Origin of the sequence: Bradyrhizobium sp. C9 (genome assembly GCF_002532045.1) — a bacterium.
GTDB lineage: Bacteria > Pseudomonadota > Alphaproteobacteria > Rhizobiales > Xanthobacteraceae > Bradyrhizobium.
The window spans coordinates 25,525-41,245 of sequence record NZ_NWTG01000031.1 but is presented as its reverse complement, the minus strand read 5'-3'; the positions used below and the strand labels follow the sequence as shown (position 1 = coordinate 41,245).

Genomic DNA, 15,721 nt, shown 5'->3' with positions numbered 1-15,721 from the left:
TTCAGCCTGCGTGGCGGCCGCTGCGACTTGGCTTGAGCGATGCCGGTCTAGCCCGCAGCGCGGGGCAGGGAGCCGTTGGCCGTGATCTCGGCCGAGAGCTCCTCGATGGTCTTGCGCTGTTCCATGGCGGCCCGCCGGATCAGCGCAAAGGCGGCCGGCTCGGCGAGTGCATGGGTGTGCATGACCTGAAGGACGGCGGCGAGCACGACGCGGCGGGATCGAAGACGCTGTTCGAGCTTGAGCACCTGCTGCTTCAGCTCGCTGGTGCGCTCGCTTCGCTCGAAGGCCAGGACGAGCGCGGCATAGATGCCGGCCGAGCGCAGCGGCTTGACCAGGAACGAGGCCGGATCGAGATCGAGCACCAGCTTGAGGCGGCTCGGCGTCTCGGTACCGAGCAGGGCGATGACCGGACTTCGCCCAAGCGCCGCGCGCTGCGCCGGCGAGGCGAGCGGCAGGAATTCATCGTCGATCAGCGTCACGTCGGGCCGGCAGTCGATCTTGGCGCCAGGCTCCCATGTGACGATGTCGATCCCGAGACGCTCGAACTGACGCCTGACGATGGTGGCGTCGCGCTCGTCCTTGATGGCGACGAGCGCCTTGCGTCCGCGCAGCGAAAATGACGACGGCTTGCTCATTTCACGACCCGCAAATGGGGCGCATTCGGCAACGTTCCATCCCTTGCGGGGCTGGCGGCGATGTCGAGCTGCGTCAGATAGGGATCCGGCTTAACCGGCGCTTCAGCTTCCCAGAAGATGTCAAACTGTCCTTCGTCGTTGGAGACGGCGAGCCGCGGCGTCAGGACGCAGTGGTTGTTGCTGCCGTCGATCCAGACCGGACCTTGTGGCGAATTGTAGCGATGGCCGGCCGCGGCGCGCCGCACCTCGCCGATATCGGATGTGCCGGCACGTTGCAGCGCACGGGCCAGCAGATAGACCGCGACATAGGCGGATTGCCCGTCCACCGACGGGCTGCTGTGCGCGCCGTGACGCGCCTTCCAGCGCGCGACGAAGGCCTGGTTCTCGGGCAGGCGAATGCTTTCGAAATAGGCCGACGACGTGATGCAGCCGGCCGATGCGGGACCTGCGATCTTGAGTTCGGGCTCACACAGGCTGCAGCTCAGCATCGGGATGTCGAGACCCGCCGCAAGGGTTGCGGCATGAAACGCACGGATGAAATCATAGCTCGAACTGCCGACCAGCGTGTTGAACACGACCGGCGGCCGGCGCCGCACGATTTCGTCGACGATATGCGTGACCGCGCTTTCACCGAGCTCGAGCAGGCGTTCCGCAAGAATCCGTCCCCGCGCCGCCGTCACCAGCTCGCGGGTGACGCGATTGGTCTCCCAGGTCCAAACATAGTTGGAGCCGACGCAGAAGATCTCGCGCGACAGGTTGTCGAGCACGTAGCGCACCAGCGGCAGCACGTTGTGATTGGGCGAGGCGCCGACATAGATGACGTTGTCGGAGCATTCGAACCCCTCGTAGCGTGCCGGATACCAGAGCAGGCGGTCGGTGCGTTCGACGATCGGGAGCACCTGCTTGCGCGAAGCCGAGGTGTAGCAGCCGACGATGTGCTCGACCCCGACATTGCGAATGAGATCGTCGCAGACCGTATGATATTCGGAGATGATGCCGCGGGGGTCGCGGACGTGCGCCGATAGCGCGAAGTCGAACTCGTCCTGCTCGTTGATCTCGTCGACCGCCATCATGGCGCTCTTCAGGATCTCGCGCCCCATGGCCTGATAGGGCCCATGCTGCGAGCAGATGATGCCAACGGGAATGGACGGCTTCGTCATCGAGGACTTTCAGTGCACTTCATGCAGGAAACCATCTTCGCAGAGACCGGCGCAAGTGGTCGTGCCGATTTGCTGCGCAGCACCTCGCGAAATTTGTGCAGCCAGCCTCGTTGACAACGCGCTGCACACCTCCTTAGAATTTTCTCCTACAGGGCTTCCTGTCGAACCTTGCGTGCGTCGATCTGGCCGATGACGTCCCGATCGCCGCGCAGAGTGCTCCGTTCGACCCCGGACCCACGCGATAGTTCATAGCCGCGGCATTTGGGCCATTCGTCACCTTCGTTTCGGAGGGGCGGGTGGCTTTTTGCTTTTGCCGCCAAACAAATTGGCGACACGTCCGTGTCGCCAAGCCGGAGGCGCATGCGCGGTGATGGGCAGTGCCTGCGCTTGCGTCGTGCCAAGTGCGGGGACGAGAAACGATGCCGACGACGGATCTTCACTATCTCGGGCTCATTGAGGTCGGGCAGCAAATTCAGGCCAAAAAGCTCTCGCCGGTCGAGGTGACCAAGGCGATGCTCGGGCGGATCGGGCAGCTCGACGGCCAGCTCAAGAGCTACGCTCATGTGATGGGCGATGCAGCGCTCGCCGACGCCGCGGCCGCCGAAAAGGAGATCGCCTCCGGCAAGATCAAGGGGCCGCTGCACGGCGTGCCGATCGCCGTCAAGGATTTGTGCTGGGTCAAGGGCGCGCCGGCCGCGCACGGCATGACCATCCACCGTGATTTCCGGCCGAGCGAGGATGCCACGGTCGTCGCGCGGCTCAAGGATGCCGGCGCGATCATTCTCGGCAAGTTGCAGCAGACCGAGGGCGCCTATGCCGATCATCACCCGAAGATCGATCCGCCCAAGAACCCATGGAATGCCGATCTGTGGTCTGGCGCGTCATCCAGCGGGTCCGGCGTCGCCACCGCGGCGGGGCTTTGCTTCGGATCACTTGGAACCGATACGGGCGGCTCGATCCGCTTTCCCTCGGCCGCCAACGGCATCACCGGGCTGAAGCCGACCTGGGGACGCGTCAGCCGTTACGGCGCTTTCGAGCTCGCGGCCACGCTGGATCACATTGGTCCGATGGCGCGCAGCGCGGCCGATTGCGGCGCGATCCTCGGCGTGATCGCGGGGCAGGATCCCAAGGACACCACGTCGGTGCCGCTATCCGTGCCGGACTATCTCGCCGGCCTGACCGGAGATTTGCGCGGTGTGACGATCGGGGTCGATCGGCGCTGGACCAGCGAGGGTACCGACGAGGCCGCCGGCAAGGTGCTCAGCGAAGGCTTGCGGGTTGCCGCTGATCTCGGCGCGAAGATCAAGGACATCACGTTCCCCGATCCGAAGGCGGTGATCGAGGACTGGTTCCCGCTATGCGGCATCGAGGTGGCGGTCGCGCACGAAGAAACCTATCCCGCGCGCAAGGATGAATACGGTCCGGCACTCGCTGGCCTGCTCGATCTCGGCCGGGCGCAGTCCGGCATGGACTATCAGAAGATCGTGCTGCGTCGCGAAGCGTTTCGCGGCGCCGTGCGGCTGCTGTTCGAGACGGTCGATCTCATCGCGGTTCCAGCCCAGGCGTTCGCTGCGCCGACATTAGCCAAGATGGCGGCGCTGGGCGAGGACCCGTCGCTGATTACCGGGCTGCTGCGCTTCACCTGTCCGTTCGACATGACCGGCAGTCCGACCGTGACGCTTCCCGGCGGCTTTGCGCCGAACGGCGGTCCGGTCGCCTTCCAGTTCGTCGGCCGTCATTTCGACGAGGCAAGTCTCGTCCGTGCGGGCGATGCCTTCCAGCGCGTCACCGACTGGCACAAGCGCCATCCCGCGATCTGAGTTGAGGAGCCGTTCGCATGACCGAAGACTGGTTGAAGAGTTCCATCATGGCCAAGCGCGCCGTCGCCAAGGGCGCGACCGGCACGACCCATAGTTTGACCATCGAGCAACAGGGCAGCTTCCATTACGTCTATGGGCCCTACGCCAAGCCGACGCTGTCGATCGATCCGGGCGAGGTGGTCGTCGTCGAGACCGAGGATGCCTTCGGCGGTGTGCTCACCAGCGAAAGCGACAGCCCCACCGCGAAGCTGAACTTCCCCTATTTGAACCCGCAATGTGGGCCGATCGCGGTGAAGGGCGCCAGGAAGGGCGATTGCCTCGCCGTCTATATCCGCGACGTCGAAACCCGCGGCGCGCAGCCGGCCGGCACCACCTGCATCATTCCGGAGTTCGGCGGCCTGGTCGGGACTGCCTCCACGGCGCTGCTCAATCCGCCGCTGCCGGAGCGCGTCAAGAAGCTGCATGTCGATCGCAACGGCGTGCGCTGGAACGACAAGATCACGCTGCCCTACGAACCGTTCATCGGCACCATCGGCGTGTCGCCCGAGATCGAGGCGATTTCCTCGCTGCAGCCCGACTATCACGGCGGCAACATGGACCTGCCTGACGTCGCACCTGGCTCGATCATCTATTTTCCGGTGCATACCGAAGGCGGGCTGCTCTATGTCGGCGACTGCCACGCCACGCAGGGCGACGGCGAACTCTCCGGCGTCGCGCTCGAGCAGCGCGCCACCGTGACGCTGCAGATCGATCTGATCAAGAACTGGAGCTTTGCCTGGCCGCGGCTCGAGACGCGCGACTTCATCATGACGATCGGCAGCGCGCGGCCGCTCGAAGACGCGGCGCGGATCGCCTATCGGGAGCTCGTGCGGTGGATGAGTGCCGATTACGGCTTCGATGAGATCGACGCCTACATGCTGCTCAGTCAGGCCGGCCGCATGCGGCTCGGCAACATGGTCGACCCCAAATACACGATGGGGGCGTCGATCCTGAAGAATTACCTCAAGGCGTGACGTCCAACATCTTTCAACAAGGAACATCGCGATGAATTCGGGGCGTATATTTGGAATGGCTTTGCTTGGTGCCGTGCTCGTGACGGCTACAATTGGTGCAGCTCGGGCGGCAGACCCGCCGCTCAAGGTCGGCTTGCTGGAGGATGTCTCCGGCGACCTGGCATTCATGGGCATGCCGAAGCTGCACGGCTCGCAGCTTGCGGTCGAGGAGATCAACAAGAGCGGCGGCATTCTCGGCCGCCAGATCGAGCTGATTCACCTTGATCCCCAAGGTGACAATGCCCGCTACCAGGAGTTCGGCCGAAGGCTGCTCAACCGCGACAAGGTCGACGTGCTGATCGGCGGCATCACCTCTGCCTCGCGCGAGGCGTTGCGCCCGATCGTCGATCGTACCTCGACGCCATACTTCTATACGAACCAGTATGAAGGCGGCGTGTGCGATGCCTCCATGGTCAGCATGGGCGCGGTGCCGGAGCAGCAGTTCTCGACGCTGATCCCCTGGATGGTCCAGAAGTTCGGCAAGAAAGTCTACGTCATCGCCGCCGACTACAATTTCGGCCAGATCTCCGCGGAGTGGAACCGCAAGATCATGAAGGACCTCGGCGGCGAGGTCGTCGGCGAGGAGTTCATCCCGCTCGGCGTGTCGCAATTCGCACAGACGATCCAGAACATCCAGAAGGCGAAGCCGGATTGGCTGCTGACGATCAATGTCGGCGCCGCGCAGGACTCGTTCTTCGAGCAGGCGGCTGCCGCCAACCTCAATCTGCCGATGGGGTCGTCGATCAAGGTCATGCTCGGCTTCGAGCACAAGCGGTTCAAGCCGCCGGCGCTCAACAACATGCACGCGACCGCCAACTGGTTCGAGGAGATCGATACGCCCGAAGCCAACGACTTCAAAAAGCGCTGGCACGCCAAGTTCCCGGACGAGCTCTACATCAACGACATGGGCTACAACGCCTATAACGCGCTCTACATGTACAAGGCGCTGGTCGAGAAGGCGAAGTCGACCAAGCTCGAGGACATGCGCAAGGTGATTGCAACAGGCGATGCCTGCATCGACGCCCCCGAGGGCAAGGTCTGCATCGATCCGAAGAGCCAGCACACGTCGCACCGCATGCGCCTGATCTCGGTCGGGCCCAAGCATGAGGTGACGGTCGAGAAGGACTACGGGACGATCCAGCCGTACTGGCTCGGCGAGATCGGCTGCGACCTCACCAAGAAGAACGACAAGGACCAGTACACGCCGAGTCATCTTCCCAGCAAGTCGTGACGCGTACGGGCACGAATCTTGCTCGTGTTTTGCATCTCGAGTTTGAAGCGAACCGGCGCCGCAATGATGCGGCGCCGTGATCACGGAGAGCGGAATGTCGGCTGAACTCTTCTCGGTATTCTATCAGTTCGCCGACGTCTTCGCGTTCCTGATCCTGTCGGCGGCGGGCCTTGCCATCGTGTTCGGCATGATGGGGGTCATCAACATGGCGCATGGTGAGTTCATCATGTGCGGGGCCTATGTGACGGTCGGGCTCGTCAATCTCGGCGTGCCGCTGCCGATCGCTCAGATCCTCGCCGCACTGACCGCGGGGATCATCGGCATGGTCGTCGAGTTGCTGATCGTGCGCCGCTTCTACAAGCGTCCGCTCGACTCGCTGCTGGCGACCTGGGGCCTCAGCCTGATCGTGACGCAGTCGATGCTGCTGATCGTAGGTTCCGCTGTACGCGGAATCGGTACGCCGGAAGGAAGTTTTGCGATCGGGGGCTACACGTTTTCGACCTACAGGCTGGTGCTGTTCGGCTGTGCAGTGGCGGTGCTGGCCGGGCTCTACGTCATCTTCATGAAGATGCGCTTTGGCGTGATCGCGCGCGCCACGATGCAGAATGCGGCAATGGCAAAAGCGCTCGGCGCGCGCACCGGGCGCATCTATTCCATCAGCTTCGGGATCGGTACGGCGCTCGCGGGGCTCTGCGGTGCGCTCTACGCGCCGACCATGACGCTGATCCCGACCATGGGCGCGACGTTCGTAGTCGAGAGCTTTGTCACCGTGGTGATCGGCGGCGCCAATGTCCTGCTCGGCACCGCGCCGGCTGCGGTGTTCCTGGCCATGATCAGGATGGCGCTGAATGCCAGCTACGGCCAGATCATCGGGCAGATCGGCATGCTGTTTGCTGTCATCCTGATCATACGGGTTTTGCCTGAAGGACTATCCAGCGTGTTGGTTCGTCGTGGGCGCTAGACGGGAACTTTTGATGTTGAAGCTGCTCGACGGTCCGCAGACGCTCGGACGCGGAAGGATCTTCTGGTCCTGCTTCCTTGCCGTGCTGACAGGGGCGCTGATCTATCCGCTGTTCGCCGACTCCTACGATGTCGGCAACTTTGCTTACTTCCTGATCTGGATCTTCATGGCGCTCGGGCTCTGCCTGATGTGGGGCTACGGCGGCATGCTGTCATTCGGGCAGACCTTCTTCTTCGGCATCGCCGGCTACGGCTATGGCGTGCTCGCGATCAACATGGGCGGGGGAACGGCGACGATCGCGGCGCTCGTGCTCTCGGTGATCATTGCGATGATGGCGGCAGGGGTCCTCGGCTACTTCATGATCTGGGGCGGCATCAGCGGGATCTTCTTCGGCATCGTGACGCTGTCGGCAACGCTGGTGCTGGCCTTCTTCCTCGGGCAGACCGCAGGACCCGAATGGCATATCGGTCCGGCGCGGCTCAATGGCTTCAACGGCATGAAGGGGATGGACCCGCTCACCGTCGGCAGTTTCGACATCGAGGGATCGGCGCTCTACTATTTGATGATCGCGCTGATCGTGATCGTCTATATCGCGCTCCGCATGCTGGTGAACTCGAGCATCGGCAACGTGATCGTGGCGACGCGGGAAAACCCGCAGCGCGCCGAGATGCTCGGCTACGACGTCCGCAAGTACCAACTCCTGACATTCGTGATCGGCAGCGGCCTCGCAGGCCTTAGCGGCGCGCTGTACACGTCCTGGGGGCAGTTCATCACGCCATCCAGCATCGGCCTGCCGGCGGCGGCGATGCCGATCGTCTGGGTGGCGTTCTCCGGACGCAATGATCTGACCGCGACCCTGGTCGGGTCGTTCCTGCTGCTGTTCGGCTTCCAGACCATCACGGTCTACAGCCAGCAGGCGGCACTGGTGCTGATGGGCGTGCTGCTGCTCGCCACCGTGATGCTGGCCCCGCAGGGCTTCGTGCTCGGCATCGGCAAGCTCGTTGTCGACTGGTGGACGAGGCGCCGGCGGCGCGACGAGGCCCCCGCGCTGGCGGACGCCGGCCGTCTGCAATCGGATGGGACCTGATCCCATGGCGCTGGTCGATGTAAAAGGCGTATCGAAACGTTTCGGCGGACTGACCGCCGTCTCCGACGTCGACCTGACGGTCAATGCCGGTGAGGTCCATTGCCTGATCGGACCCAACGGCGCCGGCAAGAGCACGCTGTTCAAGCTGATCGTCGGCCTCTATCCGCCGACCACCGGCAGCATCTTCTTCGACGCCGTCGATATCACCGCGGAGCGGCCCTACGCGCGGGTGCAGCGCGGCATGAGCATCAAGATGCAGGCGCCGAGCGTGTTCAAGGAATTGCCGGTGCGGCAGAACATCCAGATCGCACTGCAGGAGCGGCTTTCGGGTGCGGAATGCCGGGCCGAGGAGGAGCGGCTGCTGGCGCTACTTAATCTGGCGGAGGACGGCGCCAAGCTAGCCGGGGCGCTGTCGCATGGCCAGCAGCAGTGGCTGGAGATCGGGATGGCGTTGGCGTTGCAGCCGCAGCTTCTGCTGCTGGACGAGCCGACCGCCGGCATGTCGCCGGAGGAGACCTACAAGACCGGCGAACTGATCAAGTCGTTCAATGCCGAGGGCATGACGGTTCTTGTCGTCGAGCACGACATGGCGTTCGTGCGTCAGGTCGCTCAGCGCGTCACCGTCCTGCATCTTGGCAAGATCTTCGCGCGCGGCAATCTGGAAGCCATTCTTGAAGACGAGAAGGTCGCGGAAATCTATCTGGGTAAGACCCATGCCCACTGATCGCATCCTGGACGTATCGGGACTTTGGGCGGGTTACGGCGCGACGCCGATCCTGCAGGGCGTCAGCATGCAGGTCGCGCGCGGCGAGATCGTCGGCGTGATCGGCCGCAACGGCGTCGGCAAGTCGACCCTGATGCGCTGCCTGATCGGGCTGCTGCAGAGCTGGCGCGGCACCATCACGTTCATGGATCAGGATGTCACGCAGCTCGAGGCGGACGCGCGGGCACGCGCCGGCTTCGGCTACATTCCGCAGGGCCGCGACGTGTTTCCGCAGATGAGCGTCGAGGAGAATTTGCAGGTCGGCGAACTGATCGGCGGGCCGGAGGGAAAGAAGCTGCCCGAACTCGTCTACGAGTATTTTCCGCGCCTCAAGGAACGCCGCAGGCAGATCGCGGGCACCATGTCGGGCGGCGAGCAGCAGCAGCTTGCGATCGGCCGCGCGCTGATCGGCAATCCGTCCTTGATGATCCTCGACGAGCCGTCCGAGGGCGTCCAGCCCTCGATCGTGCAGCACATCTGCGAGGCGCTGCAATCGTTCCGCAGCGAGCTCGGGACGACGATCATCTTCGTTGAGCAGAACCTCGACACGATCCTGGCGATTGCCCAGCGCTGCTACATCATGGAGAAGGGCAAGATCACGCGATCGCTGGCCGGTGAGGAGGTCAACGCGGACAATGTTCGCGCGCAATTGTTGCTTTGATCGGCCACGTCATGTGGTGAGGAAGTACGCGTTCCATAATCGATAACAACGGAGGGAATGGACATGGATCTGGGACTCAAGGGCGCAAGGGTTCTCGTGACCGGCAGCACCAAGGGAATCGGCCGCGCGATCGCCGACACGTTCGCGGTGGAGGGTGCCAATGTCGGCATCTGCGCGCGCAACCAGGCCGATGTCGACACTGCGGTCGCCGCGATCAAGGCCAAGGGCGTTGCGGCGTTCGGTGGGGCAGTCGACGTCTCGAACGGACCGGCGCTGAAAGCCTGGGTCGCCGATATGGCGTCCAAGCTCGGCGGTATCGACGTCGTGGTCGCCAATGTCAGCGCGCTCTCGATCGGGCAGGACGAAGAGAGTTGGGAGAAGGAATTCTCCACCGACATGATGGGGACGGTGCGGCTCGTCAACGCCGCGATGCCGTATCTCGAGAAAAGTGCGGCGGCGGCGATCGTCACGATCTCCAGCGTGTCGGGGCGCGAGGTCGATTTCGCCAGCGGTCCTTACGGCACCTTCAAGGCCGCGATCATCCACTACACGCAAGGGCTGGCTTACCAGCTCGCGGCCAAGGGAATTCGGGCCAATTCGGTGTCGCCGGGCAACACCTATTTCGAGGGCGGCGTCTGGAACATGATCAAGGACGGCAATCCCGAACTGTACAAGTCCGCGCTGGCGCTCAACCCGACCGGGCGCATGGGCACGCCGCAGGAGATGGCCAACGCCGCCGTGTTCCTGGCGAGCAAGGCGGCGAGCTTCATCACGGGGACCAACCTCGTCGTGGACGGTGCCCTGACGCGCGGCGTCCAGTTCTAGCCGGGGCCACAACGACATGTCAGCGGATCCATTGCACTACAAGTCGATCACCGAGATCTCCGGGCTCATTCGCCGCGGTGAGGCGAAATCCTCGGAGATCACGGAGGCGATCCTCGGCCGGATCGCGAAGCTCGATGGGCAGTTTCATGGCTACGCGCTCGTCCTTGCGGAGCGGGCCATGGCGCAGGCGAAGCAGCGCGACGCGGAGATCGCCAAGGGCATCTGGCGCGGCCCGCTGCATGGCGTTCCGATCGGGCTGAAGGACCTCTGCTACACCTCGTTTGCGCCGACCGCGGGCGGCACGACGATCCATGCGAAGTTCGTGCCGTCCTTCAACGCTACGATCGTCGACCGGCTCGAACTCGCCGGTGCGATCACGCTCGGCAAGCTCAAGATGACGGAGGGCGCTTATACCAGCCATCATCCGGCCGTGCAGACCCCGCTCAATCCGTGGAATGTGGACTACTGGGTGGGCTCCTCGTCGACTGGATCGGGCGTCGCGACGTCGGCGGGCCTCTGCTACGGCTCGATCGGTAGCGACACCGGCGGCTCGATCAGGTTTCCGTCGGCGACCTGCGGCTTGACCGGCATCAAACCGACCTGGGGCCGCGTCAGCCGCCACGGCATCTTCCCGCTGGCGGACTCGCTCGATCACGTCGGACCGATGTGCCGTAGCGCTGCCGACGCCGGAGCAATGCTCGGCGTCATCGCCGGCGCGGATGCCAACGATCCGACTGCCTTGCGGGCGCCGGTGCCGAACTATCTGGCCGGCGTCGGCGAGAGCATCCGGGGCCTACGGATCGGCGTCGATCGCAGATACACCCAGGAGGGGATCGATCGGCAGGTCGTTGCCGCTTTGGTGCAAGCCGAGCGCATGCTGGCCGATCTCGGCGCAGACATCCGCGAGGTGCATTTCCCGCCGTATCAGAAACTCGTCAGCCAGTGGATTGCGATGTGCTCGGTGGAAACGGCTGAAGCGCATTTGGACACCTACCCGTCGCGGAAGTCGGAATATGGGCCGGACCTCGCGCAGCTGATCGAGCAGGGCAGGGCGACCAGTGGCGTCGATATCGCCGCGATCCATCATGAGCGGCTGAAATTCAGCGGCAGCCTCGCCGCGATGTTCGAGGATATCGATCTCTTGCTGATCCCGACGATGCCGGTGCCGATCCCGACGCTGACCAAGATGAGCGAGTACGGAGCCGATCCCAACGTGCTCCTGAACATCCTGCGCTTCACGGCAGTGTTCGACTTCTCGGGCAGCCCGACCATCACGCTGCCGATGGGGATGGCGTCGGACCAGATGCCGCTCAGCATGCAGCTGGTCGGCCCGCATCTCTCCGAGGACGTGCTGGTCCGCGCCGGCGCCGCATTCCAGTCGGTGACGGACTGGCATACGCGGCGGCCGCCGATCGATTGAAGCGTCGTCGACCGTTCCCCCGTCGCAAGCCGTCAGGCCTTGCCGGCAAGTCTGGCCGCGATCGCGCGATAGCCGCGCATCCACATGTGATCGAGATCGAGATCCATCGGCAGGGGCTGCGAGGAGACACGCGCGATCACGGTCTCGTTCGTCGGATCGACGTAGATCCACTGGCCGTGGATGCCGACGGCCGCGAACGGCGTTTCGCCGCGGTCGAGCGTGTACCACTTGTTGCGGTAGTTGCCGTTCGGAAAAACCTTCGTCAGGTCGCCGCGCGACCAGGCCTCGGCATTGCCGTTCTGCCTGATGTCGTCGACCCACCAGGTGGGCACCACCTGCCGTCCGTTGCTGATGCCGTGGTTGCGCATCATCTCGCCGAAGCGGGCGAGATCGCGTAGTGTGGCGCAGATGCCACCGGCGACGCGCGCCGCGCCGCGCGAGTCGACGGTGATGTAGGCATCGTGCTCGGCGCCCATCGGCTGCCACAGATATTGCGTGAGGATCTTCGCATAGGACGTGCCGCAGGCGCGTTCATAGACCCAGCCGAGCACGTCGGTGTTGGTCGAGACGTAGTGGAAGGTCTGGCCATGGGGCGCGCCATTCGGCCGCAGCGTGCGCAGATAGTCGCGCAGATTGCTCGGCGGAATGGCCGGGTCCGGCAGCTCCCAGCCGGTCGAGCGCCGGTAGTTCATGACGTCGCCGTCGCGCGCCATGTAGTCCTCGTCGAAGCGGATGCCGACGCTCATGTCGAGCAGATTCCGCACCGTGCAGCTGCCGCCATAGACCGATCCCTCCATCTCCGGGATGTAGCGCATCACCGGCGCGTCGGGATCGAGCTTGCCGCGATCGGCCAGGATGCCGCCAAGCGTTCCCGCGACCGACTTGCTGACCGAGAAGATCAGATGCGGGGTGTCCGGCGTCAGGCCGTGGGCATACCATTCGAAGGCGATTTGTCCGCGATGCGACACGACGATGCCGTCGGTGTGGCTTGCACGCAGCGCCTGGCCGACGCCGACCGTTTCACCGCGCGGGTCAGCGAAGCTGACGTCGTCGAGATAGCGCGGCGCAAAGGACAGCGGCGTCGGCGCCGAGGCCCGTGCGATGTTGGCGGTGGGCAGCAGCTCGCGCACATTACGGAATGCCCACTCGCTGAACGGATGCTGACGCCAGTTGGCGAGCGTGACCTGTTCGTCGGCCGCCGACGGGAAGGCGGCCATGATGCGACGCGAATTCATTCTTGATCCAGCAATGACATTGGGAAGTGTGCGAAAGTTCCGCGTCGGTCGCGTTGCCCGCAATCAACCGGATGGTGGAGGAGGTTATCAGGTTACTTCGGCGTAACCGTTTCCGGGATGTGCGTTTGGCCCGCAATTTGCTTGACTATGCCCCGCGTCTGTCTCAGCGTGCCGGTCATGCGACGCGCAGACGTTCGCCATCGGGAAACATCGGGAGGTAGGTCATGATCGCGCTTCTGGGCCGACCGGATCCGGCGACCACGCAAGCCATTCAGTTCGCGCGAGGGATTCTCGAAGGCTCCGCGACCGCGTTCTACGAGGTCGACGGCAATCTGACCCTCAACCGCTTCGTGCTCTCCAGCAACGTCCCGCCGAGCTTCCACGACCAGTATCTTGCCGGCATGAACCGGCTCGATCCGTTGCATCCGCGATCCGCGAGCAACCGGCCGATCGCCCGGCTCAGCATCGCGCTCGACCAGTGCGCATCCCAGGAGGCGGCGACCTACCGCGCCTTCGCCGGCCAATGCGGCGTCGCCGACATGATCGAGTTCTTCTTCCGCCGCAACGACCGGATCGTGGCCGGAATGAGCGTGCTCTGGGCGCCGGGCTGTGCGATTCCCGACGGCAGCATGCACATTGCCGAGAAGATCCATGACTACCTCGAATTCAACCTGACCAGCCGCCTGTCGCCAAATGCCGACGAGCCGGCGCGCTACGGACTGACCTCGCGCGAGATGGAAGTGGTCGAGCTGTTGTGCTGCGGCCGCACCAACCGCGAGATCGGTGAGTGCCTGAGCATCGGTCTTGCGACGGTGAAGACGCATTTGATCCATATCTTCGAGAAACTCGGCGTCGAGACCCGCTCCGCCGTCGTCGCGCTGATGTCGCGGCCGCATTGAGGGCGTGGGTTGTAGATTGCGAGCACGGCTCTCGCCCACACGTCGTCCCGGCGAAGGCCGGGACCCATAACCACAGGGTTGTGTTGGTGAGGAAGGCTGTGGCCCCAGCGTCGCGTAACAATTCGCATTCGTGGTAATGGGTCCCGGCCTTCGCCGGGACGACGCCAAGTGTGTGTTGTCGCTTGCAAGTCGAACATCAGCATTCCCGCGGCATGATTTGCCCCGCGTTCACCCGCTCCACCGTTAGGTGGATTGCCGCTCACCGTGCCGTCGACCGAAAGTTCCCCCAAGGGACCGGTGTCGTTTTCGACAATGTTGGCGAGCGGCTGCCGCTCACAGATTGAAGGATCCGACATGCGTGATTTCATGGCCATCGGCCGTTCCGTGGCGGTTGCGGAGCGTGGCATGGCCGCGACCTCGCACCCGCAGGCGACCCTTGCCGCGGTCGAGATGTTGAAGGCCGGCGGCAATGCCGTCGATGCCGCGGTGGCGGCGGTGGCGCTGCAGGGCGTCGTCGAGCCGCAGATGACCGGAATCGGCGGCGACTGCTTTGCGCTGTACTCGCCGAAGGCCGGCGAGCCGATCGCGCTGAACGGCTCGGGCCGCACGCCGGCCGGCACCGATGCAGAAAAATATGCCGGTAGCGGCACGCGCGACATTCCGCCGACCGCGCCCGAGGCTGTGACCGTGCCGGGCGCCATTGACGCCTGGTGCAGGCTGGTCGCCGATCACGGCAGCAGGTCGCTGGAGGAGATCTTCCGGCCGGCGATCGCGGCGGCCGAGCAGGGCTTTTGCGTGACACCGCGCGTCGCGGAGGACTGGCGCCGCTTCCGGGCCCGGATCGAGATCGACGCCAATGCGGCAGCGCAGTTCCTTCCCGGCGGCAAGGCGCCTGAGGTCGGCGACATCCGCACGCAGCCTGCGCTTGGCCGGACCTTGCGCCGGATCGCGCAGCACGGGCGTGATGGGTTCTACGCAGGTGAGGCCGCCGACGAGATGGCCGGCATCCTGCGCGGGCTGGGCGGCGCCCACAGCACCGAGGATTTCGCGGTGCAGACCTCGGACTACGTGCAGCCGATCTCGGCGCGCTACCATGACCACGACGTGGTCGAGTGTCCGCCGAACGGGCAGGGCCTGGCGGCGCTGATGATCCTGCGCATGCTCGCCGGCTTCGATATCGGCGCGCTGGCGCAGGCCGATCGCATCCATCTGCTCGCCGAGGCGACCAAGGCGGCCTACCGTGCGCGCGACGCCTTCTTCTGCGATCCCGCCACCAGCAAGGTCGATCCGGCCGCATTCTTGGCCGAGGACTATATCGGCAGGATCCGCAGCAAGATCGACATGCGCCGTGCGTCCGCGCCTGCGATCTGGGACGATATCGAGCATCGCGACACCGTCTATGTCACGGTGGTCGACCGCGACCTCAACGCCGTCTCGCTGATCAACTCGCTGTTCTATCCGTTCGGCAGCGGCATCTACGCGCCGAGATCAGGCATCCTGCTGCATAACCGCGGCTGGAGCTTTCGCGCCAGGCCCGGACACCTCAATTCGCTCGGGCCGCGCAAGCGCCCGATGCACACCATCATCCCGGGCCTGCTGCGCAAGGACGGCAAGACCGTGATGTCGTTCGGCGTGATGGGCGGGCACTACCAGGCCGCCGGCCATGCCAATCTGCTGTCGAACATCTTCGATCTGAAGATGGACATCCAGGCGGCGGCCGAGGCACCGCGCTCCTTTGCCTTCGACGGCGCGCTGTCGCTGGAGACGACGATATCGCCTGATATCCGTGACGAGCTGCGCGCCCGCGGCCACGATGCCCGCCTCTCCGAGGAGCCGATCGGCGGCTGCCAGGCGATCCGCATTGACCATGCGCGCGGCGTTCTGCTCGGCGCCTCCGACCATCGCAAGGACGGGCTCGCGCTCGGTTTCTAGCGACAAACCAGGTTACCTCGACGCTATCGTTCTAACGGTT

14 protein-coding genes are annotated in these 15,721 nt (G+C 64.5%); 11 read left to right on the top strand and 3 right to left on the bottom strand.

What is annotated here, in order from left to right; genetic code table 11:
- Positions 1 to 47: 47 nt before the first annotated feature.
- Positions 48 to 635, bottom strand: coding sequence for an ANTAR domain-containing response regulator (locus CO675_RS35285; RefSeq protein WP_097676495.1), 588 nt, complete (start codon positions 633 to 635; stop codon positions 48 to 50).
- Positions 632 to 1,795, bottom strand: a complete 1,164-nt coding sequence (locus tag CO675_RS35280) for a transporter substrate-binding domain-containing protein (protein ID WP_097676494.1) — start codon at positions 1,793 to 1,795, stop codon at positions 632 to 634. Before CO675_RS35280 ends, CO675_RS35285 begins: the two co-directional genes overlap by 4 nt.
- Before the next feature lie 419 nt (positions 1,796 to 2,214).
- Between CO675_RS35280 and CO675_RS35275 the strand changes: the two genes are divergently transcribed.
- The 9 genes from CO675_RS35275 (at position 2,215) to CO675_RS35235 (ending at position 11,615) form a co-directional block, all read left to right on the top strand.
- Entirely contained in the window at positions 2,215 to 3,615 is a 1,401-nt protein-coding gene (locus CO675_RS35275) for an amidase (RefSeq protein ID WP_097676493.1), read from the top strand.
- 17 nt (positions 3,616 to 3,632) lie between these two features.
- Positions 3,633 to 4,628 (top strand): acetamidase/formamidase family protein, encoded by a 996-nt coding sequence (locus tag CO675_RS35270; RefSeq protein ID WP_097676492.1) that lies wholly within the window; start codon positions 3,633 to 3,635, stop codon positions 4,626 to 4,628.
- A gap of 55 nt (positions 4,629 to 4,683) precedes the next feature.
- Entirely contained in the window at positions 4,684 to 5,898 is a 1,215-nt protein-coding gene (locus CO675_RS35265; RefSeq protein WP_245453047.1) for an urea ABC transporter substrate-binding protein, read from the top strand.
- Positions 5,899 to 5,992: 94 nt separating this feature from the next.
- A complete protein-coding gene (locus CO675_RS35260; RefSeq protein ID WP_097676490.1) occupies positions 5,993 to 6,859 on the top strand; it encodes an ABC transporter permease subunit in 867 nt (288 codons plus the stop codon).
- Between the two features lie 13 nt (positions 6,860 to 6,872).
- Positions 6,873 to 7,946 carry a branched-chain amino acid ABC transporter permease gene (locus CO675_RS35255; RefSeq protein ID WP_097676489.1) on the top strand — a complete coding sequence of 358 codons (1,074 nt, stop codon included), beginning with the start codon at positions 6,873 to 6,875 and terminating at the stop codon, positions 7,944 to 7,946.
- A 4-nt stretch (positions 7,947 to 7,950) separates the two neighbouring features.
- On the top strand, positions 7,951 to 8,670 hold the full coding sequence (locus CO675_RS35250) for an ABC transporter ATP-binding protein (protein ID WP_097676488.1): 720 nt from the start codon (positions 7,951 to 7,953) through the stop codon (positions 8,668 to 8,670).
- A complete protein-coding gene (locus CO675_RS35245) occupies positions 8,660 to 9,370 on the top strand; it encodes an ABC transporter ATP-binding protein (RefSeq protein WP_097676487.1) in 711 nt (236 codons plus the stop codon). The genes CO675_RS35250 and CO675_RS35245 overlap by 11 nt, the downstream gene beginning before the upstream one ends.
- A 63-nt stretch (positions 9,371 to 9,433) precedes the next feature.
- Entirely contained in the window at positions 9,434 to 10,195 is a 762-nt protein-coding gene (locus CO675_RS35240; RefSeq protein WP_097676518.1) for an SDR family NAD(P)-dependent oxidoreductase, read from the top strand.
- A 16-nt stretch (positions 10,196 to 10,211) separates the two neighbouring features.
- Positions 10,212 to 11,615, top strand: coding sequence for an amidase (locus tag CO675_RS35235; protein ID WP_097676486.1), 1,404 nt, complete (start codon positions 10,212 to 10,214; stop codon positions 11,613 to 11,615).
- 32 nt (positions 11,616 to 11,647) lie between these two features.
- On the opposite strand, the gene CO675_RS35230 is transcribed toward CO675_RS35235, so the two are convergent.
- Complete coding sequence (locus CO675_RS35230; protein WP_097676485.1) at positions 11,648 to 12,850, bottom strand: serine hydrolase domain-containing protein; 1,203 nt, start codon at positions 12,848 to 12,850, stop codon at positions 11,648 to 11,650.
- Positions 12,851 to 13,074: 224 nt separating this feature from the next.
- Between CO675_RS35230 and CO675_RS35225 the strand changes: the two genes are divergently transcribed.
- Both CO675_RS35225 and CO675_RS35220 read left to right on the top strand, forming a co-directional pair.
- Positions 13,075 to 13,749, top strand: coding sequence for a helix-turn-helix transcriptional regulator (locus CO675_RS35225; RefSeq protein WP_097676484.1), 675 nt, complete (start codon positions 13,075 to 13,077; stop codon positions 13,747 to 13,749).
- Positions 13,750 to 14,103: 354 nt separating this feature from the next.
- A complete protein-coding gene (locus CO675_RS35220) occupies positions 14,104 to 15,681 on the top strand; it encodes a gamma-glutamyltransferase family protein (protein WP_097676483.1) in 1,578 nt (525 codons plus the stop codon).
- Positions 15,682 to 15,721 lie beyond the last annotated feature (40 nt).

Bases quoted from the DNA above. Each gene is read 5' to 3' on its own strand.
- CO675_RS35285 (WP_097676495.1), bottom strand. From the start codon at position 635: ATGAGCAAGCCGTCGTCATTTTCGCTGCGCGGACGCAAGGCGCTCGTC.
- CO675_RS35280 (WP_097676494.1), bottom strand. From the start codon at position 1,795: ATGACGAAGCCGTCCATTCCCGTTGGCATCATCTGCTCGCAGCATGGG.
- CO675_RS35275 (WP_097676493.1), top strand. From the start codon at position 2,215: ATGCCGACGACGGATCTTCACTATCTCGGGCTCATTGAGGTCGGGCAG.
- CO675_RS35270 (WP_097676492.1), top strand. From the start codon at position 3,633: ATGACCGAAGACTGGTTGAAGAGTTCCATCATGGCCAAGCGCGCCGTC.
- CO675_RS35265 (WP_245453047.1), top strand. From the start codon at position 4,684: ATGGCTTTGCTTGGTGCCGTGCTCGTGACGGCTACAATTGGTGCAGCT.
- CO675_RS35260 (WP_097676490.1), top strand. From the start codon at position 5,993: ATGTCGGCTGAACTCTTCTCGGTATTCTATCAGTTCGCCGACGTCTTC.
- CO675_RS35255 (WP_097676489.1), top strand. From the start codon at position 6,873: ATGTTGAAGCTGCTCGACGGTCCGCAGACGCTCGGACGCGGAAGGATC.
- CO675_RS35250 (WP_097676488.1), top strand. From the start codon at position 7,951: ATGGCGCTGGTCGATGTAAAAGGCGTATCGAAACGTTTCGGCGGACTG.
- CO675_RS35245 (WP_097676487.1), top strand. From the start codon at position 8,660: ATGCCCACTGATCGCATCCTGGACGTATCGGGACTTTGGGCGGGTTAC.
- CO675_RS35240 (WP_097676518.1), top strand. From the start codon at position 9,434: ATGGATCTGGGACTCAAGGGCGCAAGGGTTCTCGTGACCGGCAGCACC.
- CO675_RS35235 (WP_097676486.1), top strand. From the start codon at position 10,212: ATGTCAGCGGATCCATTGCACTACAAGTCGATCACCGAGATCTCCGGG.
- CO675_RS35230 (WP_097676485.1), bottom strand. From the start codon at position 12,850: ATGAATTCGCGTCGCATCATGGCCGCCTTCCCGTCGGCGGCCGACGAA.
- CO675_RS35225 (WP_097676484.1), top strand. From the start codon at position 13,075: ATGATCGCGCTTCTGGGCCGACCGGATCCGGCGACCACGCAAGCCATT.
- CO675_RS35220 (WP_097676483.1), top strand. From the start codon at position 14,104: ATGCGTGATTTCATGGCCATCGGCCGTTCCGTGGCGGTTGCGGAGCGT.